This is a genomic window from Pseudoalteromonas luteoviolacea NCIMB 1944 (genome assembly GCF_001625565.1).
GTDB classification, from domain to species: Bacteria; Pseudomonadota; Gammaproteobacteria; order Enterobacterales; family Alteromonadaceae; genus Pseudoalteromonas; species Pseudoalteromonas luteoviolacea_F.
Genome location: NZ_AUXS01000016.1, coordinates 314,431 through 335,928 on the forward strand (window position 1 = coordinate 314,431; position 21,498 = coordinate 335,928).

At 41.3% G+C, this 21,498-nt stretch carries 12 protein-coding genes; 5 read left to right on the forward strand and 7 right to left on the reverse strand.

Going from position 1 to position 21,498, the window contains the following annotated elements:
• Positions 1-107: 107 nt before the first annotated feature.
• Together N483_RS06195 and N483_RS06200 are read right to left on the reverse strand one after the other, a co-directional pair.
• Positions 108-401, reverse strand: a complete 294-nt coding sequence (locus tag N483_RS06195) for an energy transducer TonB (RefSeq protein WP_023401917.1) — start codon at positions 399-401, stop codon at positions 108-110.
• Between the two features lie 375 nt (positions 402-776).
• Entirely contained in the window at positions 777-4,352 is a 3,576-nt protein-coding gene (locus N483_RS06200; RefSeq protein ID WP_023401916.1) for an amino acid adenylation domain-containing protein, read from the reverse strand.
• Between the two features lie 399 nt (positions 4,353-4,751).
• Between N483_RS06200 and N483_RS06205 the strand changes: the two genes are divergently transcribed.
• Complete coding sequence (locus N483_RS06205; RefSeq protein ID WP_023401915.1) at positions 4,752-7,106, forward strand: hypothetical protein; 2,355 nt, start codon at positions 4,752-4,754, stop codon at positions 7,104-7,106.
• A 413-nt stretch (positions 7,107-7,519) separates the two neighbouring features.
• Complete coding sequence (locus N483_RS06210; protein ID WP_023401914.1) at positions 7,520-7,888, forward strand: hypothetical protein; 369 nt, start codon at positions 7,520-7,522, stop codon at positions 7,886-7,888.
• A gap of 236 nt (positions 7,889-8,124) precedes the next feature.
• Here the strand turns inward: N483_RS06210 and N483_RS27655 are convergent, their stop codons facing one another.
• From N483_RS27655 to N483_RS06235, 5 genes are all read right to left on the reverse strand, one after another.
• Entirely contained in the window at positions 8,125-8,502 is a 378-nt protein-coding gene (locus tag N483_RS27655; RefSeq protein ID WP_023401913.1) for a GtrA family protein, read from the reverse strand.
• 83 nt (positions 8,503-8,585) lie between these two features.
• On the reverse strand, positions 8,586-9,836 hold the full coding sequence (locus tag N483_RS06220) for a sensor histidine kinase (protein ID WP_023401912.1): 1,251 nt from the start codon (positions 9,834-9,836) through the stop codon (positions 8,586-8,588).
• Positions 9,833-10,501, reverse strand: coding sequence for a response regulator transcription factor (locus N483_RS06225; RefSeq protein WP_023401911.1), 669 nt, complete (start codon positions 10,499-10,501; stop codon positions 9,833-9,835). Before N483_RS06225 ends, N483_RS06220 begins: the two co-directional genes overlap by 4 nt.
• A gap of 9 nt (positions 10,502-10,510) precedes the next feature.
• Positions 10,511-11,944 carry an ArnT family glycosyltransferase gene (locus N483_RS06230; RefSeq protein WP_023401910.1) on the reverse strand — a complete coding sequence of 478 codons (1,434 nt, stop codon included), beginning with the start codon at positions 11,942-11,944 and terminating at the stop codon, positions 10,511-10,513.
• Positions 11,937-12,935 carry a glycosyltransferase family 2 protein gene (locus tag N483_RS06235; protein WP_023401909.1) on the reverse strand — a complete coding sequence of 333 codons (999 nt, stop codon included), beginning with the start codon at positions 12,933-12,935 and terminating at the stop codon, positions 11,937-11,939. The genes N483_RS06230 and N483_RS06235 overlap by 8 nt, the downstream gene beginning before the upstream one ends.
• A 373-nt stretch (positions 12,936-13,308) precedes the next feature.
• Here N483_RS06235 and N483_RS06240 point away from each other — a divergent pair, with 373 nt between their 5' ends.
• The 3 genes from N483_RS06240 to N483_RS06250 all read left to right on the forward strand — a co-directional run bounded on the left by N483_RS06240 (position 13,309) and on the right by N483_RS06250 (position 20,605).
• On the forward strand, positions 13,309-14,850 hold the full coding sequence (locus N483_RS06240) for a glycosyl hydrolase family 18 protein (protein WP_023401908.1): 1,542 nt from the start codon (positions 13,309-13,311) through the stop codon (positions 14,848-14,850).
• 515 nt (positions 14,851-15,365) lie between these two features.
• On the forward strand, positions 15,366-16,325 hold the full coding sequence (locus N483_RS06245) for a Fic family protein (protein WP_023401907.1): 960 nt from the start codon (positions 15,366-15,368) through the stop codon (positions 16,323-16,325).
• Positions 16,326-16,342: 17 nt separating this feature from the next.
• Complete coding sequence (locus N483_RS06250) at positions 16,343-20,605, forward strand: RHS repeat-associated core domain-containing protein (protein WP_023401906.1); 4,263 nt, start codon at positions 16,343-16,345, stop codon at positions 20,603-20,605.
• Positions 20,606-21,498: the final 893 nt, after the last annotated feature.

Here is a 21,498-nt window from a genome sequence, read left to right on the forward strand (position 1 = left end):
TTATGGTGCGGCCCTTGTGTTTCATAGGTTAAATTAGACAAGCCAAAGCCGGTAGGTGCGATACTCTGGCTTCCCTCCGGCCTGAATAAACTTCTGAATTTAAACTTTTAATCTTTTTTTATTTTAAATTCGAGCTGAACTTTTTGATTTTCTTTTTTAGTTGGTACGCCATTTACCAATTTAGGCCTGTACTTCCACTTTTTTAGGGAGTTTATTGCTTCATTGTCAAAAAATCCCTCGTGGCTAGATTCTACGACCTCAATATTTTCAGTTTGGCCCTGCTCATTAATATCAAAAGACAAAATAACATAGCCATCTCCAATCGCTTGCTGTTGCTTATCGCTTGAACTAGCGCATGAGCATAAAATCAAAATTAACGACAATATCAAACTAACTTTCACTACGACCTCTTCTTTTATAACCCGCGCCGATGTAATCAACGCAATAAATGTTGGCTAACAATTTGCCACGAAAAATCGCAAAATGCCAATTTACCACCGCAATAATAAATAATTTTTAATGCATTACTTTGCCCAACTTTTAAACTATTTTTTGAATGGGAGCGACTATCTTTAATTAACATAGTTTATGTTGAGATACCGCCTTAACGGCACGCGATAAATCTAATCAACAACATTAATTAGTCTATGTCGTTGACTGGGCTGATACGACCTACAGCGTGTAAACATGGGCCAAGATAGTTGCGCAATAGTCCTTTTAAATTGACGGTAGTATTATCGAGCACCACTTGACCCATTTATCACATCGGTAATTAACTAAACAAGCTCTGCTACTTCGCTATTTTGATGTGTAGTTACGCGATGGCTACTTTGCTCAATAAACCTTGCCATAAACCATACAAACGCTTCGGTCTGCCCTTTCAAAGTGCAGCCACTTTGGCACACAGCTTCAAGCAACCCCTGTACATCACCAGTGACTAGCGCCTGTAGTGCCTCTAGGCTTGTGATATGCAACTCACAATATGCTAAATCGCTCTTTTGATTGTACAAAATATGCACTTCCTTATTTTTTATCACCAAGGTAGCAGTGGGGTCATTTGAGTTAAGGCATATAGTAACAGTCAACTCAGGCAGCTGGTTTTCAGTGCTTCTTAGGTAAGCCTTAAGATAATAAACAAATCCATCTAGCCAGCGATTTAAATTAGGTGCTGCTGTTACAAGTTCCTCTAATTCTGTATTGCTGCTACTTTTTGCAAGCGCAGAAAAATGCGCATTGACTTCCTGTTCTGCTTCGATGAGTGCGTTAACTGTATAATCAATATCTTCATAGGTATGAGATGCCGAACAAATAAACCGCAAACGCCCACGCCCTTTTTCAACAATGGGATAGGTAACCGCTAAGGTTTGCACACCTCGTTGATACAAACTTTGAACAATGGCATATAACTTGTCTTTGTCTCCAAAATGAGGCGTCACTATTGGCCCATCTCCAGTGCCAAGATCAAAGCCTGCTTGCTTGAATTTATTACGCATATAACGAGTACGATCCCAAAGCTGCGCTCTCATCGCATCGTCACTTTGTAAAATGCGCAGAGACGCAAGCGCAGCGGCGATATCCGCGGGACTAATTGATGCTTGAAAGATATAAGCTCTCGACGCTGACTTAAGCAGGTTTACGTGCTTTTCACTGGCTGCGATAACTCCCCCAATACTCCCCATCGCCTTGCTTAAAGTGGTCATAATAAAATCGACCTGATCGCTAACCCCCTGCTGTGCACAAACGCCAGCACCTCGTTCGCCGTAGAAACCAAATGAGTGAGCTTCATCGACCAGAACAAGTGCACCATGTTGCTTTGCCGTTTTTACTATTTCTGCAACAGGTGCAATGCCCTCTCCCATACTGTATACACTTTCTAATACGACTAAGGTGGTGCGATATGGAGATTGTTCCTGTTCTAAAACGCTTGCAAGGTCGTCTTTGTCATTGTGCTTAAACGTGCGGATAGTTGCGCCACTCAACCTAGCACCGTCAACAATAGAGGCATGACAAAGTTGATCTATCACAACTACGTCATTTGCTCCGAGGATCCCTGAAATTGCCCCCAGATTCGCTGTATACCCTGTTGGGAAAAGGCAGGCACTGTCTTTGCCAACGAGTTTGGCAAACTCTTTTTCGAACTCGACATGTTGACCTGTCATGCCTGTGGCAGCTGCCGATATCCCCATCCCGGTGCCATAAGTTTGCAGTGCATCAGAGGCTTGTGCGATAACCTGCGGGTCGCGATTAAACCCAAAATACAAGTTAGTCGACCAAATTATGGACTCTCGCTGCTCGTCATTGTAACTGTCACCAATAAGACCTCTAGACGCGCTGCCTGTGTGCAACACTTTACCATAAGGGTTACGGCGTAAACGGTTGACCATGCTCAATATTGCCTCAACTAACACGCTTTTATCGTCAATACTCCAGGCCTGTACACTCGCACAGCCAAATGTCGGATGGCTGGATTGCAATAAGGTTTGAAACTGGCTCAATGTTTCAACATCGCGTGTAGCCTCATTTACATTCAACTGCGCTTGTGAACGTCCCGCCAACAAATGATTTGCAAGTAATGCGGGTGTTGGAAAAGTTAAAATGATGGCAGGGGTTAAAGATGAACCAAGCGCGCTGTTTATTCTGCTTGCAAGCTCCATCAAACTTAACGAATCAACCCCTAAACTATCAAAGCTGTGATCCTGATTGATCAAGGTTAGATCAGCCACACCCAGTAATGCCGCAACCGCCTGTTGAATAAGTGAAACCGTCTTGGAAAATTGCCCATGATTTGCAGGTGAACTTTGAGCTAACTGGTGAGTTTGACTAGCATGCCTCACTTGAGCCAAATCGGGCAGCTTACTGCGATCTAATTTGTCATTGGGTAACAGTGGCAGTGCGTCCAAAGACATATAAAGTTGTGGCACCATGTAACTTGGTAATTGCTCTAAAAGCAACGACTTTAAATTCTCGTGGCTAGGCGCATCTTGTTGCTCTACTAAATATGCGACAAGTGATTTTTGCCCTGAATCACTCTCTACAGCACTCACAGCCGCAGCGCGAATAAATGGGAGTGACTCAATCTTGGATTCTATTTCACCAAGCTCAATTCTGAACCCACGGATCTTTACCTGTTGATCTATTCTCCCTAAAAACTCAATGTCACCGTCATCGTTCCAGCGGCATAAATCACCTGTTTTGTAGAGTCTTTGTTTAGGCAGGTGTTCGTCGACTTGTACTTCAACAAAGCGAGTTCGTGTTTGCTCATCATCATTCAAATACCCTCGTGCCAACTTATTACCACCAAGACACAACTCCCCTGCCATCCCCTTACTGACGGGCTGAAGCGTATCATCTAAGATGTAAGCAACAGAGCTTCCAACGGGTCGACCAATTGGGATTGTTTTTGCGCCCACGGCTATGTCTTTTAACGTTGAAAATATGGTGTCTTCAGTGGGACCGTACGCATTGACAACCCGTGGCCTTGGACTGAGACTGTGCACTTTGTCAACCAGCGCGGATTTGAGCGCTTCTCCTCCAAATACCACACATTCGATATTTTCTGGTAGCGGCCCACTATTGAGTATTGCCTGCATGGATGAGGGGACCATAACGCAGGCTTTGACTTTATTTGCACGAGGGAGTGATGTCAGTGCGAGTGCATTTTGTGCAAGAATAACGGTGCCACCCAAAGACAAAGTACCCAGAGTCTCCATCACAGATGTATCAAAACACACTGATGCCGCAGCCAATACTCCTGCTAATTCCTGCGGCCCAAACAAGTTACTTAACGCGTGGCTCATAGCCACAAGGTTTTGATGTTCAATCGCAACTCCCTTTGGGTTTCCTGTAGAACCCGAGGTGTAAATAACGTAGGCCAAATCATCGTATTTTGGACAATAATTAGGTTCAACACTTTGCTGGGATAGATCGAGCGAATCCAGACTAATGCAGGTTTTCACGTGTGTACAAAGTGCAGCGGTGTCACTGTTATCGACAATGGCAGCCTGTGCTTTGGAGTGAGACAACATATACTCTACACGGCTTTTTGGATAACTTGGATCAAGCGGGATGTATGCACAACCCGCCTTGTGTATGCCAATCATCGCAGCAATTAATTGCCACTTTCTCGACATACACACGGCAATGAGAGAGGCCTGCGGAATGCTCTGGGCTTCAATGGCAGCTGCGATTGTCCAAGCCGCAGACATAAGCTGTACATAGGAAATTTCTTCAGTCCCATCGATGATTGCGATACTGTTTGGGGCCTGTTGTGATTGCCGCTTGATAAGGGCATAAATCGTTTCATGCTCATCACTTACATTATGATCAGCCGCCTTATTAATTGCCTTGTGCATTTTACGTTTCCTTTTATGGTTTTTGTTATGGATTTAATTATTCTTAAACACGGCATAAAAGGTATCAGAAAGGTAAGTAAATTACGTTTAAGTTAAGTAGGTGTTTCTAATATATGTACTATGTACAATTCGATAGTAGTGCAACCACTGACAACTCATCACGACTGGTGGTTTAAACTGTTACCGAAGCAATTTAATTGCCTTTTCTTAGTATCCCTATAACTTGCTGTGGATTTGAATTGCGCGTAAAGCGGGCATGAACCTCCCCTGCAATATTCGACTCACACTAGCTTGCGTTTTTTCCCTTCAATCCTCAGAGTTCTCCCTGTGTATGCAGTTAGGCAAGTGTGTAAGCTCATGCTCTGTGACTATAGAGCCAACCAATAAAGGAGCGAACCGATGTCGAACAACCCTCTTCAAGGCAGGGCAAGTCCGAGTGACAACTCATCCGCAAGTCCCATCTCTGCCGTTAGGCAAATCGCCAAAGGCGCCTCGTCGGGGCAGTTGCTAGGCGAACAACTTTTGATCCGATACGGCAAAGCAAACAATATCGAAAAGCCGACTCAGATAACCCAGCAACAAATGCTGGACACCTTCGTCGTTACCGGACTGGACTTTGTAGGTCAGGCTTCTCATGGCTACGGCGCCAAAGGTGTCGGTGTGGGTATTGATTTCGGGGTAGATATTGGAAAAGCAGTGCTACCCGGATTTGCCACAGCGGATGCCAAAGTTAGTGTAAAAGCATCGGGTGCCAGCGAGGTGCTGGTCGCTCTCACTCGCCAACCCTGCGTGCGCGATGTCCACCCCATCTGTTTGATGACCGCAAAAGGCGAGCTATGGGAAATGGAGTTAGGTATCGGTGCTTCTATTGGTCTCAAAGCGTCCACTTCAATCGACACTTCGGGTCAATCGAGTAACATGATGACCAGTAAAGAAGAAAAAGAGACTCAAAAGCAACAGGCACAACAGCAATTTGGTACTTATGGCACCATGGCCTTAGAACAGATAGGCCTTGAAGCATCAGCCAGTATTGGGGCTGAAGCAAATGCCAAGTATCACGGCGAATTAATGATGCTAAGAGACCCCTACCCCTCTTGGTATAACAGCGTGAGAGATCCGTCTCTTGAGGAGATTTTCTTTGATTTGGTCGACTATGGCAGCAAAACAGGCAGTAAATCTAGGATCAAACAATTCTTTGACCGTGAGAGCAAAACCATAGGTCCATTGTTTAAAGATTTGAGCTTCTGGCAAACCATTCAAAAGGCCATAACTGGCGGCAATATTCCGTTTGAACAACTGCTACTGAGTTTGTCCGATGCCAGTGCATGGCTCCTGCACATTCAAGCCATTAATGACCGTGGCGACAAACAAGAGATAATCACCACATTAGATGACTTGGCTCAGCAAATCGCAACCCAGCAGGAAAAGAATTGGATTGTGCGCCGATTTAATAAAACTGAAAAGCGCGAAGTGAAAATGACTGCGCTGCAATATTTCGAACAGCAAGGCTTCAACTTATTGTTGCCCAGCAAAGGGCTTAGTGGCTTTGCCAGCTTGAACGATTGGAAAAATGCCATTACTTGGGTAAAACAAGCCCTTTCTGTGGACCCATCAAAGCTTAATGAGTTGCTCACAGAGGTTATTCACCACCAAAAAGTCGTCGCTTATTTCCAGAACAAATCCGATAAGTCTCCTCCACCAGCACCTGACTACGCGCTCAGACGCAATCGCCTAAGTTTCGTCAACCTGTGGGGCCATGCTGCTAGTGCTGGTGCTGGTGCTGGTGCCAAAATGGCACTCACCGGCAAAGCCACGCCAGCGCTGTCACTTGCCACTACTGCGGGAGTTAGTGTCAATGGCGAGAAAAAATGGACCAGCTACCGCTTACAACAATTTGAAATCGCACCAACAGATAACGAAGAGCAGATCTGTGAGCGCATTTTTACTCAAGATAGCAGTATCACCTATTCTCAAGCTGCCATCACAGGAGAGGCAGCGCTAAAAATCTCTCTAGCAGGTTTAGATCCGGTGAAAAAAGTCTCCGGTAAAAAGGCTGAAACAACCAAAGATAAGGTCTTGGTTAATACCTTAGGTTATCAATCGGCACAATTTACTTGGCAGCCAGTGTTAAAAGCTGAAGAAGTCACATTGGAAAAAGGCACTGGGTTGACTTATGGCTATTCCATTACAGTAGCAAACCTAGAAAAAATCATCGCCAATGAGCCCGGTAGCGACAAGCTGCTTAATACACTTGCTGATCTGCTACATGTATCGACAACCGATTTAATGACCGCAATTACAGCGGGGCAATGGATCACACAAAGCAAGTTACCGGCTCCTGTACTCTTGTTAGAAAGCACTTTTGCAGTCGGTGAAGGCTCAAGCGCGCCAATTACCTGGGATAACAATATCGAGCCGAAGCTTTGCAAAAATGCGCGCAGCCAACTTATTGACCGTTCGAGCGCTGCGATAGCCGCCGACAAAGATCTCGATGCTAGCGAGAAAAAGTGCCTGCAAACCATTCGGATCCGCTATCGGATAGCTGACGCACTTGACGACAGTGCCACTTTCAAATTGGGAATTCCAATTGGGATTTTCAAGGTCGGTGTTGAACTCAATGCTGTTGCGCGAGCCGGGGCAAGCGGCATTGTCGACTTACACACGCACTGGTTTGGCAAAGACTCAGATACTCTGAATCGTAAAACAACTTACCCAACCACAAGCGTGCCTGCAACAATATTGCTACACCAGTAATAGCAGCCACAGAAAAGGGGCTATCCAATTCTCTTTTTGCAATCAAAAAGAGCATTGAGTTGCTCCTTCATTTGCTCATATCCAAGCGCAAACTTTGCCCTACTTATTGATGGTTAAAGGGTCTAAATACCTTTAGCCAAACTATGCTTAACCCTTTCGACAGCGCTTTTTTCACCTGATATACCTGGGTTTTAAATTTATATAAACTTGCTCTCCCCTTCCGCTCAATAAAACTGGATACAACACTAGTCAATATAACCATCTCCAAAACCCATGAAAATCCTAAAAAACAATACTTAATAGTGGTTACACCAATCAAGACAATGAAATATAATCCTTCATAACAAAAATTAACACCCACTTATCAGATTAAATATATTAAACAATATAATTTTTATATAAGGATATCTCCAATGAGAAAACTAAGCGCTCTTTCACTTGTTGCTTTGCTTGCTACCGCATCTACATTTGCTAATGCGACAGCCAATAACACATACACTGCAAAAGGTTCACTAATTGAGTCAATCAGTAGTTATTCAAAGGAAGAAAGTATTTTCCCAGCATGGAGATCAATGACGCAATTAACTTTTTCTGGTGAACTTGTATGGACTTCAGGTGGTTGCCACAACAAGCATGTAGCGGTAAGAGATAGCGACCAAAACTTAATTCGTTTAGCTGAATTAGCATTTATTAATAACCGCCAAATTCGTGTATATGCCGATGCGACTGTGCCTAAACTAGACAATCAATACTGTGTATTAAGAGCTGTTACAATTATTTAAGCGATCTAGTCTGCACAAATAACTAGAGGTCTATTACCTCTGTAGCTGAGCCTTGTTAAAAAGACTCAGCTTTTAAATTACTTAAATTCCGCCAATGTACTATTTCCTTTTTCAGCACAATATCACCACATATCAAAGTAGATAAAAACGTCCTACTGACCTTAATTGCCAGATTATGTAACAGCCATAACCACTTAAAATAAAGCGGTTTTTAACATGCTATTGCAACTTTAACTTTATAATTTCCGGCCCGCTATGATTCTCTTAGAAAAGACAAAGTTTAAAAGTAGTGATGCCGTCACACCAAAAGTAAAGCTAAGTTTAAGCGATAACCCAAAATAAACAGCGGCAGAGTATACTGCTAGGTTAAATAGACCTGTACTATGGCTCATTATTAAAAACTGGCAAAATTTATGAAGCCTATCCGTGGCGGCCTGATTTTTAGCAATAAACGTAAAGTAAGTGTTGCCTATCCAATTGCAATAAATTGCAACACAAAAGCTTACCCACCTAGCGAAATAAGGGTTCTGAATATATTGAACTAGCCAATTAAATAAAGCGAAGTCTATGATAAAAACGACCCCACCTACTAAACAAAAACGAATAAACTGCACTTTCTAACCTACTAGAATATTTAACCTCTATTTGCTGAAAGTTACAGTATCATTGGTGACGTCTATAAAATGTCCTAAACTTTTTAGCAGCTGTTTGCTTCTCGAAACTTAACGCTCGCAGTACACCCTTTGTTGACATTATTGGTCAAGGAGAATTGCCATTGATATTTATTACAGATGTCATTCACTATTTTTAAACCAACACCAAAGCCCTCGTCATTTCTAGGCTTTGAGCTCAGCCCAACTCCATTATCAATCACTTTAATTTCTCTTTTCGAAACAAAGATATTCACTGTTCCACCTACGGTACAATTGAGCGCATTTTTAATTAAGTTTCCAAGTGCAGCAGAAAACAATTGATGACATGCATTTAGCTCAAATGGTTCCAGTAGCGTAATATTAAGATCAACATTATTGCTGTCTTTCAGCGAATTGAACTTATCACTCATTCCTTCTAGTAATTTGTTGTCTATCAAAACCTTATCAGACTCTACTTGATCACGAGCTAGAAACAGAAAGGTTTGGACCAAAGACTCCATTTCTTCTATCGATTCACGAAGCAAGCCAACCTGTTTAAGTACTTTTTCATCGGTTGATTTTTTCAGTATGCTGGCACTGCCTTTTATTACCATCATTGGCGTACGAAGTTCATGGCTGGCATAACGGGTGAATGACTTTTCTCTATCAAATGCGTGTGCAACCTTAGCGCGATATGTATTCATCGCCTCCTCCATTTGTAGCATTTCATCTGACAGCTTGCCATCTACTTTGATCGGTTCAAAATCTTCATCATCTTTAAGTTTTTTGGCAAGTTCGGTGACAGGTTTGCTAATTCGCCGCGCACTGTTAATAACATAGGCCGAAGCCAAAATTAGCAGTACCACACCGCCGCCAAATACAGTTGCGGTCAGAATAATGACTTCTTCGTCTTCTAACTCTATTGCGTCAATATCCTCAACCGCATACATAACACGCTGACCTTCACCATGGCGAATTACTTTGCCCAGCACATTGAACTCTACATCCAAGTGCTCAATATGAAACGTCGAACTACCAAACCAATCCTTGGTTATGTTTTTTTGAAGTGACTCAGGTAAAACTGAATAATCCGTATATACAGTTAACAGAGGATTTATTTTAATTGACTTAGGCTCCGCATCTTTGTACTTAATAATGTAGTGTTCGCCAACGATAGCGAGCCGCTTCATACTATTGTTATCTTCTGTCAAAGACGTACCAAAATAAAAGATCACCGCATAAAAAATGACAAGTAGGATTGCGCCAAACAAGTAAGTACGGATCAAAATGCCAGAAGTTGAATTATCGAGTTTCATTTGTTGAGCTTGTAGCCTATTTTAGGGATAGTTTCGATCAGATCTTTGTTATAGGGATTGTCTATTTTTTTACGAAGTTGGTATATATGCTTTCGCAACACATCTTGTTCTGGCAAGTCCTCCCCCCAAAGCTGAAACTCCATTTCTTCTCTGGTGACAACATTAGGGCTGCGTTCAACTAATAGTTTTAAGATTTTAAAGCTGATAGGAGAAAGTTTAATTTCATCTCCGTCTCGCCATACTTGATGGGTTGAAATATTCAGTTTTAACGAGCCTTGTACTAACTCTGTTTTAAAGCCTGTTCCTGAATATCTGCGCGCTAGGCTAAGAATTCTCGCTTCGAGCAATTCTATATTGAAAGGTTTCACGAGGTAGTCATCAGCACCATGATGAAACCCTTGTAACATATCCTCATCAGTATCTCTTGCAGTCAACATGATAACCGGTGTGTTAATACCTAATTCTCTGAGTGATTTGCAAATATCTAAACCATTCATACCTGGTAACATTAAATCTAATACAATGCAGTCATAATGATTGGACTTTGCTAACTCCAAGCCCAAGATACCTGTTGCGGCATGATCTAATGCAACCTCAGAACCTTCAAAGTAGTCAAAAATCACTTCTGCAATATTTTTGGAATCTTCTACCAAGAGTACTTGCACATCGGGCTCCTAATTACATTGATACAGTATATGTTTGTTAACGACTTCAACAACCTTACAGTTATTTTTCAATATATTGGCTACGCCGTTAAGCTGGACTGTATTTATTACCAAAAAGAAAGGTGCTTGTTCATCCAGCTTCGACTCTAGTAGTTTAATATTTTTTAGTAACTTAGCTTTTCCTTGAGAGTAAAATTGTGCGCTAAACGGCCGCTTGTACCAATAATATAACTCTCCCTCTTGAATTGATGTGCCGTTTGCAACTAGCAACTTTTGCTGTGTTGGCAAAGTTACTTTTCCAGATATCAACAATACAGTTGTTATACTCAATATACAGAGTGTTAAACACCCTGCTAAGACCAAGCGTTTGGAGAGTTGATTTGTGATGGTCACAAATACAGCCATGGCTCCAAACCCCGGCATAACATAGATTGGAAGAATATTTCCTGCAAAAGTAAACAGCACCAGTGGCGCAAATATCCATGCGACTAAATAAGGCTTAATCTGCGACTCATGTTCAGATGAGAAGCTGCCTTTTGTCATTTTAGACAAAAGTGATTTTATGACAAAAAACGACCAAGGAAATGCACACAGTATCCAGTAAATCCATATGCTGCCTCGTGGTCTATCGTGCGCGCTACCATACAAGTCTCCCGCCCATCCAGATACTAAAAAACGCTGAATATGCTCACCTATAATAAAGTACTCAAGAAACCCTGGGGTTCTTATTTCCGCCCATGCATACCACGGAACGACGAGCAGCCAAAATAAGGGAAAACCCGTTTTCCAAGGTAGTGAACAAAATGCTTTCACAAATTGCTTTTTCCACACACTCCACATTATTAAAGCGATAACCACAAGCGCAACAGCAACCGGCCCTTTCACTAACATACCTAAGGCCAATGCAGTAAAAAACAGGTGACCATGTAGTTTTGAACGATAACCTTGATAATTTAACCAAAAACTTGTCATGGCCAATGTGTAGGCCAGTAGCAAAGAGCTGTCGGTCATCACCATGCCAATAGCCAAAATAAAGCCTAATGTAGATGCCAAAACAAATACCGATACAACCGCTTTGTGTGTATCAACCAATAGAGCCACAAAACGAAAAACCACAAGTGCTGTTAACATGCCCACCAGCAAGTGCGGTAACCGAGCAAAAAACTCACTAACGCCAAACAGTGAAAAACTAGCAGCGCTAAGCCAAGTATGAAACGGGGGTTTACCCCAAAAGGGCACATTGTAATCGAATTGCGGCGTAACCCAGTTTCGTGTCTCCAACATGATCCGCGCAATTTCACCATACCTCGCCTCGGTGGTATCAAACAGAGGGTACATACCTAGCGAAGCTAATCGCAATAAAAATAGTGAGAGCAATACTAGACTTATGACTTTGACGATTGTTGCCGAATGGACAAGGTGTTTGGTACTTGGTTTAAGCATGCTTTTGCTGCCCCTTTACGACTTGAACTTTGCTCTCAACATCCATCACAATATAACTGGGCCGCCCTTTGACTTCGGTGAAAATACGCCCGATATATTCACCGCATACGCCAATAGCGATGAGCTGTACACCACCTAAAAATAATTGAACAAGCATCAATGATGGGTAGCCTTGCACGGCCTCTCCCAACCATACGGTTTTAATGAAAACCCAAAACGCATAGACAAATGCAGACGCAGAAATTAAAACGCCAGCCCAGACTGATAGCCGCAAAGGCTTTACACTAAATGCAGTGATCCCAGATAGCGCAAGCCCCACAAGCTGAGTAAATGACCACTTGGTTGTACCTGCTTCTCTGCGAGGCCGCGAGAATTCAATCGTAGTTTGTTTATAACCTGGCCACGACAATATCCCCTTAATGTATCTGTTCTTTTCAGTGAGCTGTTTAATTTTCTCTATCACACGGCGACTAATTAAACGAAAATCTCCCACATTTCTTTGCACTGGTACATCCGCTAAATGGTCAAGCAACTTATAATAAATATCAGCGGAGTATTTTTTAAACCTGCTTTCTCCTTCTCTCTCAGTCCGTTTCATATTTACCACGTCAAAGCCTTGTTGCCATTTAGCAAGCATCTTTGGAATGAGCTCCGGTGGATCTTGAAGATCAGCATCAAGCAAGGTAACTGTTTGGCCTTTGCAATGATCGATACCAGCCGTCATGGCCGCCTCTTTGCCAAAATTGCGGCTTAAATTAATACATTCGACATCTGCGCAAAATGACGTGAGAGACAGCATGACACTCCAACTATCATCAGAACTTCCGTCATTGACATAGATAATTTCAAACCGTTCGTTAGGTATCGCACTCAATACCTGGTTCAGACGATGATGAAAAATTGGCAGCACCTCTTCTTCGTTATAAACAGGTACTATTACACTCAATAAAATGTCTTTTTCATGGGACATGTTGTCTGAAACAAGCTGCATTGTTAACCCCTTCTATAATGAGATACAGCAAGGTTACACTGGGCTATGTCTAGGAAATGTCCTCAGCCATTTAATACCCTTAAACATTTGAGGTGTACACGAATTTTATGTCGACATTCGATGCCTAGTTGTTAGCGATCACGCTCTAAAGTGGGCATGTTTGCCCATTAAAGGTATGACATGCTTACAATCAAATCGAAATTATCCATACAAAAAACGCGAGGCGAGTTTGCTACCTCAAAATAAAATTTTAATCGCAGCCAACTCCCCCCCCCCCCTACGTCCCCTTTTTGAATAAATTATTCGACCATAGTCCAACTTGGCAAACCGAATTGTATAAAATATCCTCAAAAAGCTGATCTAAGAGCAGTTAATGTCAGCGTTATTGATCCGTAACTATTCGGTAGATGGCGTTTATGGTAGTGCCACCTGCCAAGACAAAACATGTAAAGGGATACTTATGAAAGTATATAAATTGAATAGCATGGGCTTGTTTGGCCTTATGTTGATGTCTGCAACCCATTCCTCTTGGGCGCAAGAACAGTATCAAGAGTTTACTGGCAACCACCAACAGTTTAAACAAACCAGCAATAAGGTAGTTGGCACTTACATTGCCAATTGGTCCGACCCCAATTCAATCGATGATGTGCCAGGCGATAATTTAACCCATATTTTATACGCCTTTTTGCGGGCGTGTGGACCAGGAGAGCTCCCCAATGACGCCACAGTGTGCGCCAATAAACCCGATTATGTCCTCGCCGAGGACGACGCCACAATAGACAAGCAGTTTGCGCCTAAATTTTTGCAACTAAAGCAAAAATACCCACACCTAAAAATCCTTCCTTCGGTCGGTGGCTGGGGCGGCTCGGACACATTTCCCCCCATGGCTAAAGATCCACAAGCAAGACAAGTATTTGTTCAATCAGTTGTTAATTACTTACGTACGCACCGCGCTTTTGACGGCATTGATATTGATTGGGAGTGGCCAAACACACCAGAAGAAGGCGGTCACTATGCCGATCTGATGCACGATTTAAGAGCTGCATTTGATGTGCTAGAAGCTGAGCTTGGCAGAAAGTACTCAATTACAAGTGCGATTGGGACACACGCTAATAACGTTAGAAATATTGATTATGAACGCGCAGCACCTTATCTTGATTATATCTTTTTGATGACGTACGACTTTTTTGGTGGCTGGTCAAGAAACAATATTGGACACCACACTTCATTAGATGCACACAGCGCAAACATGGCAGCATCCCATGGCGTTATGCAAGGTGTGCAAAACCTACTTAACAAGAGCGTCCCCGCCAGCAAACTGGTTGTGGGTGTCGCTAAATATGCCCGAGGTTTTGATGGTATTAGCCTAAGTGCTTCTGGTACGCCTATTGGTGGGCAAGCGGCAGGGCTATTTCCGAAAGCTGTGCAACCGTGGGATGAAGAAGGTGTTGGCACATATCGACGTATTGTTGATGAAGTTATCGGCCCAAATGGTCAAGGGATCAATGGCTTTACTATCCGTTACGATGCAGACTGCGACTGCCACTACGCTTGGAGAGAAAGTGACGCTGCATTTGTCGGGTTTGACCACCCAAGCAGCGTGATTAAAAAAGCTCAGTATGTGTTAAACAGCAATCTAGGCGGCATATTTGCGTGGGAGTACGCTCAGGACAATGGCGATATTCTCAGCGCTATGAACTATGGTATTGGCAATCAATGGTTAGGTAACTCTAACCCCGGCGACGGCATATGCAGAGGCATTGCAAATTGGCGCGCCGAAGATGTCTATCGCAAAGGCGATCAAGTACACATAGACAATCGCTTATATGAAGCCAAGTGGTATTCAAACAATCAACACCCTGCTCAGTACTCAGGCCGCTGGCAAGTATGGCAGTTTATAAGTGCATGCCAATAATATTTAAGAGCACTTAAAGCCCAACTGATTGGGCTTTCATTCATTTATAAAGTAGCACCACTACAAATTTCTACCTCTAGTTAAACTCCAACGGCGAATATTCATTCTAAACATAAACAAGCAAATTAACTACGCTTCTCATGCGCCACAAGCTTAGTAAAGCATGCGAATATATTCACGGTTTCTTCAACTTCATAGCCGCAAACAGAACCTGTAGACTAATTAATACACTTAGCGACGTCCACCTCACCAAACAGCCGAACAATAACACTCAAACTATTGCAGATAAATGAATAAATTAATAAATTAGGTGATTTAGAATACGGTATTACTCATCGCCTTTAAGTTTTACCAAACGCACAAAAACACACTAAACACCTGTTTTTAAACACAAAAAACAATACAGCTCGAATAAATTAAAAATACTCTCCTTGTGGATGCTGAAAAAACAATCTTTAAAACAGACTTATATAAAATGTCATTTATGTTAGAATATGCAACAAAAATGAAACTGTATGAATAATAAAATAGTAAATTCAATAATCATTAATTTAATTTCCCGCTATCTTGCAGGTGGCTCTAGTCTGAGAGAAACACGTAATATTACTCGAAAACAATTAGCGTTGACTAACTGCGGTGTAGGCTTTATTCACCCGGGAAGCCAAGTACAAACGGAATTAAATTTGAGGTTTATGAAAGCTGTTGAAATATTTAACAGCTCCGGGATAAATATTAGTACTTTATCTCAAGTAAACTCAATTTTTTTAAACCGCAAAACATCTATAAGAACTTCAGGCGTAAAAATAGCCACCCCAAGCCAAGAGCTTGAATTTAAGCCCCCTTCAGCTGACAAGTTACAATCCCTGCTAACCCAAATGCAAATTGATATTGCAGAATTCCCCGTGATTAGTATTCAACAAGCTATTTGTTTTTACACACAACTGATCAAAATTCACCCATTTTCAGACGCAAATGGCCGCACAGCCAGAGCTATGGTTTGTGCAATGTTAATAAATGATCCTTCTGCATATATAAGCTTTTTGTATCGATTGAACGCGAATAAAGAAGATTATATTGCGGCATTGGACGCGTATACACTGACAAGCAAAGAGTATATCGACAGCACATATTGGGACCAAGCTCAGTATTTTGGCAAACAAGTTGCACAATTAAGCACTCAGGTTATTTTGGAGACACACAAGTCCTTAACCACTCAATTTACACTGTCTCCAGATGCCAAGAACTGCGTTCTGCTGATTGAGCACCTTTGGTTGCATCCTATTGTATATCCACCCAAGCTCGCCTCACATTTAAAGCTATCTGAAATTGATCTAGATAAAGCTATTGATGAATTAGTAAAAAGAAAAATTCTTGTCCCACGAGCAATGCGTAATCCCAAAGGCGCTGTTGTTCTAGAATGCCCAAAGATAATGTCAGCTTGGGCTCAAATAGATAATCAGTTTTTACAAAGATAAGACTTAAAGGAAAAGTCATGAAGTATAAGAAGACCAAAGTGGCCTTGATGGTTACGCTCTATATCTCAAATGTAAATATCACCACAGACAGTTTTATTGATGATGAAGCTGGAGTGGAGCTGCACTCCACTGAATGGGGTTGGGGTTTAAATGCGGCAGCTGCTAATGATGAATGCACGGGCCCAGATCAGCCAGGCTGTGAGCCCGTACCAGACCCAGATCCAGATCCAATACCGGAACAAGACCAAAGACCAGAAACACCTCATTGTGATCCCCTGAGATCAACTTGTTTAGAGATTAATGCCGATCCCATACCTGATTATCGTTTGGACGACAACTACAAAAGGTACAAACGGAATCAGGAAGCAATGCTTGAGCAAATAGCCCGATTACAAAGAAATCAGTTTTTTTATGACCCAGACTCAGGTGATTCTGAGGGAACGCACGGTCGAGCCGTTTTCGAAAAAGTTACTTGTAAAGGGGAAATTGGTAATCCAATACGTTACCAAGATGGTGAAAAAGTCGAAAAGTTTACAGATTTTGTTGGTCGCGGAAAACACCCTCTCTCTATTATTCGTACCTATCAGAGTGATAAACTTTCGCATGTACGGTATCAAAAACCTTTTGGAAGAAACTGGAGCTCGAACCTAAACAAAAGCTTAGAAATTTACTACAACAAACATATAAAGAAACATATCATTGAGCGTCAAGCTGACGATGGAACGACAGTCATGTTCGAAAGCTCTGATGGGTATAATTTCACCAAAACTAATCAAGTTAGATTGGCCGGTTCTAAGCTACAGAAATTTTTAGATGGGCGTATTGTATATACTTCCCCTTCTGGCGAAACAGAACAATATAACTCCCTGGGCCAATTGGTTAAAATAACATTTAAAGGTGGTATTACTCATTCATACACTTGGACACCTAACAGCCAAAGTTGGTTACCCGGTCAATTGAAAATCACTCATTCCAACGGTTCATCAATTACGGTATATAAAGCGAATGGTCGAGTTACTAAGTTTGTTGATGAGCTTGGCCAAGAGTATAAGTATCAGTATTTATTCGACAATACAGATGTTGGCTCCTTCTCACTAAAAAAAGTAATTTATCCAGATAACAATATTACTGAGTATACATACGATAAATCTAGCAAGTCATATAAACAGTACTCTTTCGATCAACTAAACGGTGTACATTACAACGGCGAACAGTATTCTTGGTTTGAATATAAGGATGGGAAAGCAACTTCAAGCCGACACTATGGTGATATAGATAAATATACTTTTGACTACCATATGGAAGGCATCAAAGTAACTAACCCATTAGGCCATCAAGTCGATTATTTATATGAAACAGGCCTTGAAATCGAGAAGCGTAGCTTACCGTCAGAAAACTGTAATGGCATGTCTCTACATAAAACATATACGAGTGAGGGATATATTGACACCATTACTAATGAAGAGGGCCACATTACAGATTTTGACTATGACGAAGATGGCAACGTAATAACCAAAACCGTTGCAAAAGGGTCGGCTGAAGAGTCAGTATTTAGGTATACATGGAACGACAAAAACCAGGTATTAACCGAAACAGGTCCAGACTTTAAACTTGAATTAAATTATAATGACCTTGGCGATATAGTTTACAGAGCTCATCTCAACCTAAATGGTGATATCCTCAGATCGATTACGACAACTTATACATATCACAATAACAAAGAGCCTGCTTCAATCGTTATGAAAAGCAGTGATTTACCGCACTCTCCTAATTCTCAACACTTTAACAGCCAAGGAAACCTTACTAAGCTAGTTGAGAAAGGCCTCACAACAAAATTCGAAAAATATGACGCATTAGGTCGTGTGGGTAAAATTACCTACCCTTCTGGTTTAATTAAATCTTTTACCTATCATCCTCGTGGTGAGGTTAAGTCTCTGACTACCAATGATGGAGGTAAAAGCAGTACAATTACATATGAATACAACATCAAGCAAAAGCTCGAAAAAGAAACCCATTCTAGCGGCCTAGTATTAGATTACGTATATGACAGAGCATTCAGGCTTGTACGAGTCGACAACCTCACAAGCCAAACGAGTTCACAGTATGACTATGACAAAATGGGAAATTTGATCAAGTTAAGCTCATACCCTCTGAACAAACCGACTCAAATTCAAACTGAGAGTGGCGCAACCTACGATGAGTTAGGCAGGAAGCTAACAGAGTCAGCTGGTGGGCAACTGGTTGCGCAATACACCTACGATAACTTAGGTAACGTGCTTAGCACTACTGATGGCGAAGGCTACACGAATTCATATCAATACGATGAGTTAGATAGAGTAAGGCGAGAGAATATCTCTGACGGCGGCATCATTGATATTGAATACACAAAAAGTAAACTAACCGAAATAAAAGATCCCAAAAACAATAGAACAACATTTCAGTATAGCAACAACAATACTCTTGAAAAGCTAATTAGCCCAGACACAGGGCAAACCCCTATGTCAGTTAGTACCAGCGGACGAGTATATAATTTAACACGTGCTGATGGTACATATATCGAATATGGCTACAACTCCCATGGTGATTTAAGTAACATAACTTCAGGTGGCGTGAAACATAGCTTCGAATACCACAATGGTACATTAAAAAAAATATCAAGCCCATCAGGGAATATAACATTGCTACGAAATGGAGCTGGTAATGTAACAACCCAAACTAATTTAATTGATGGTGTCAATTATACTACCTCTTCTACGTATAATAGTTCAGGCCAACTATCTACTATAACTTACCCGGGTGGAAACCAGGTAAGCTATACTTACGCCTCTGACAAAACCATAGAAAAAGTGAATGTTAAAATAAATGGTGTGACTAAGAGTTTGATCAATAAGGTTGATCACCACTCTACTGGTGCTATTTCTGCATTACATTTTTCTAATGGAATACCGCAGTACTTTGCTAGAAGTAAGTCCGGGAACATCTCAACTATTCGCGCTGGCGGAATTCAAAATCTTGATTATAAGTACGATAGAGCATTCAATATTAAGGAAGCAATCAATACCGTTAACTCAGACGCCTCCCGCCAGTATACTTATGATAAAGCTGGCAGATTAACTTCCTCTCGTCACCCAGTTACACAAAGTGGCAGTAGCTATACTTACGATTTGGTTGGTAACCGAAAAACAGAGACCTCCAAAGGGCTGAAGCGCTCTGGTTTTTTTGTTCTCCATGGCGAAGTAAGCGTGACTCTTCCATTTGTTACACAAGATGGACATAAAAATATAACTCTAGGTTACGATAAAAACAGTAACCGTTTAACAAGCCTATCAGGTACTGAAGGAAGCCATAGCATTACCTACGATGCTAATGGCAACATTAAGAACGATGGTCATCGAAACTTTACTTATGACTCTTTTAACCGTTTGGTTAAAATTAACGACAATATACAATACAAGTATAATGGACTAGGTTTACGAGTATCTAAAAAGGCAATGGGAAGAAGTACTCACTTTATCTATAATGAATCTGCCAAACTTCTCTCCGAAGGCAACGAAAAGCAATACATTTATGTAAGCGGTCGAGTAGCAGGTTATATTTATAACAACAAGTTATTTAGTGTTTACAACGATCACATAGGTCGTGCTGAAGTAATCACGGACCAAAGTAAAAATGTCGTATGGCGAGCAGAAAATTATGCATTTAGCCGTACTGTATTGAAAGACAAAATTGGCGGCTATCACCTTGGCTTTCCTGGGCAATATTATGACTCTGAGAGTGGCTTGTATTACAACATAAATCGTTATTACAACCCAGAGACTGGCCGCTATACACAATCTGATCCTATTGGTTTAGCTGGTGGTATAAATACTTATGCTTATGTTGGAGGGAATCCAATCTCAAGAATAGACCTATTTGGCCTTGCTCAAATATGTAAAAGGCCTCTTTCATTTGCTGGAAACTTTCAAACCAGTGGAGCAACAGGCCTAGATTTAGGTATATTTCACGAGCATATCTTCTCTGAAGATGGAAGTGGAGAAAACTGGGGATATACCAAAGGTGGCTTCTTCGATGACGCTAAAAACAAAAGTAAATACCAGTGCGGATCCAAGAGTTACGACGAAAACTTAATTCGGGCCGCAGTGAATGATGTAAGGGTAAATTACGCTGATGATGGTTACAATTTTCTTACAAATAATTGCCAAGACTTTGTTACGGATGTGATAAAAAGGTATGACCAGCTTGAACTATTGCAAAAAATACTAGATAAAGGTAACAATTAAAATGCATGGTGAGTTATTGAAACATTTGATTAAACTTGTAATTATTGCATCAATTTATCTGTTGTTTTTATGTACTCTAGATCTTATCTTTGTATTAGCATTAGAGCAGAAACAAGGTTGGTACAATAGTTTAGTACTATTAACATTCACCCTACCAATTGTTATGAGTTTCTATGTCTATAAAAAAGTAAGCAAATCAATTGTATTAATGTTGCTGACTTTTATAAGTGGCTTAGTTATTAGTTATATTGAGTTTATGTGGGTTTCAATTGAGTTCCATACTTTGATAGGGGGAAGTATTTAGCTACTCCCATTTAGCTTTGAAGTCATTATAAGCCAGCAATGCTGGCTTTTTATGCTAAAATATGCTGCCAGAAAAGTTTAATTATTTATTACCTGCACCCTGTAACTAAATCAGAACAGCTATTGGTCACAATCTTACTGTAATACCTTGAAGCCTTGTGAAAAAGCTCAACTCAGTATCATCGCTTGAAAAGGTTGGTCAGCTCCGTCAAGACAAGCACCTTTAATAGGTGCATTTTCTGTTTTGATATTTCGACACCAACAGACGCACAACAATACAGTCCAATATTTTTGCCAGGCAGCCCTGTTTCTCTTCAAGCACTTCGTATTGACCTTGACAAAGTTCAGAGGCCCTTCTGTGCCAATAATTGCTAACCTGCTCTTTGGTACTAACACATGACATCCAGCTGTATTTCTAACACAGTTCTACTTAAACACGTCTGATGCTAAGGAAAGTAGGCGCCTTTGAATCTAATTCCGCGTTTGCAGAGTTATGCTAGAGAATTTCCAGAAATAGTAAATTGAATAAGAAAATGACTAGGCCAACTAGATAGTCAATGATTCAACAGGTCTATCCACTATTTCAACTC

Coding starts and splice junctions, on each gene's coding strand:
- N483_RS06220 (WP_023401912.1), bottom strand. CDS start 9,836: ATGAAACTCGATAATTCAACTTCTGGCATTTTGATCCGTACTTACTTG.
- N483_RS06200 (WP_023401916.1), bottom strand. CDS start 4,352: ATGCACAAGGCAATTAATAAGGCGGCTGATCATAATGTAAGTGATGAG.
- N483_RS06235 (WP_023401909.1), bottom strand. CDS start 12,935: ATGCAGCTTGTTTCAGACAACATGTCCCATGAAAAAGACATTTTATTG.
- N483_RS06205 (WP_023401915.1), top strand. CDS start 4,752: ATGTCGAACAACCCTCTTCAAGGCAGGGCAAGTCCGAGTGACAACTCA.
- N483_RS06210 (WP_023401914.1), top strand. CDS start 7,520: ATGAGAAAACTAAGCGCTCTTTCACTTGTTGCTTTGCTTGCTACCGCA.
- N483_RS06250 (WP_023401906.1), top strand. CDS start 16,343: ATGAAGTATAAGAAGACCAAAGTGGCCTTGATGGTTACGCTCTATATC.
- N483_RS06230 (WP_023401910.1), bottom strand. CDS start 11,944: ATGCTTAAACCAAGTACCAAACACCTTGTCCATTCGGCAACAATCGTC.
- N483_RS06240 (WP_023401908.1), top strand. CDS start 13,309: ATGTCAGCGTTATTGATCCGTAACTATTCGGTAGATGGCGTTTATGGT.
- N483_RS06245 (WP_023401907.1), top strand. CDS start 15,366: ATGAATAATAAAATAGTAAATTCAATAATCATTAATTTAATTTCCCGC.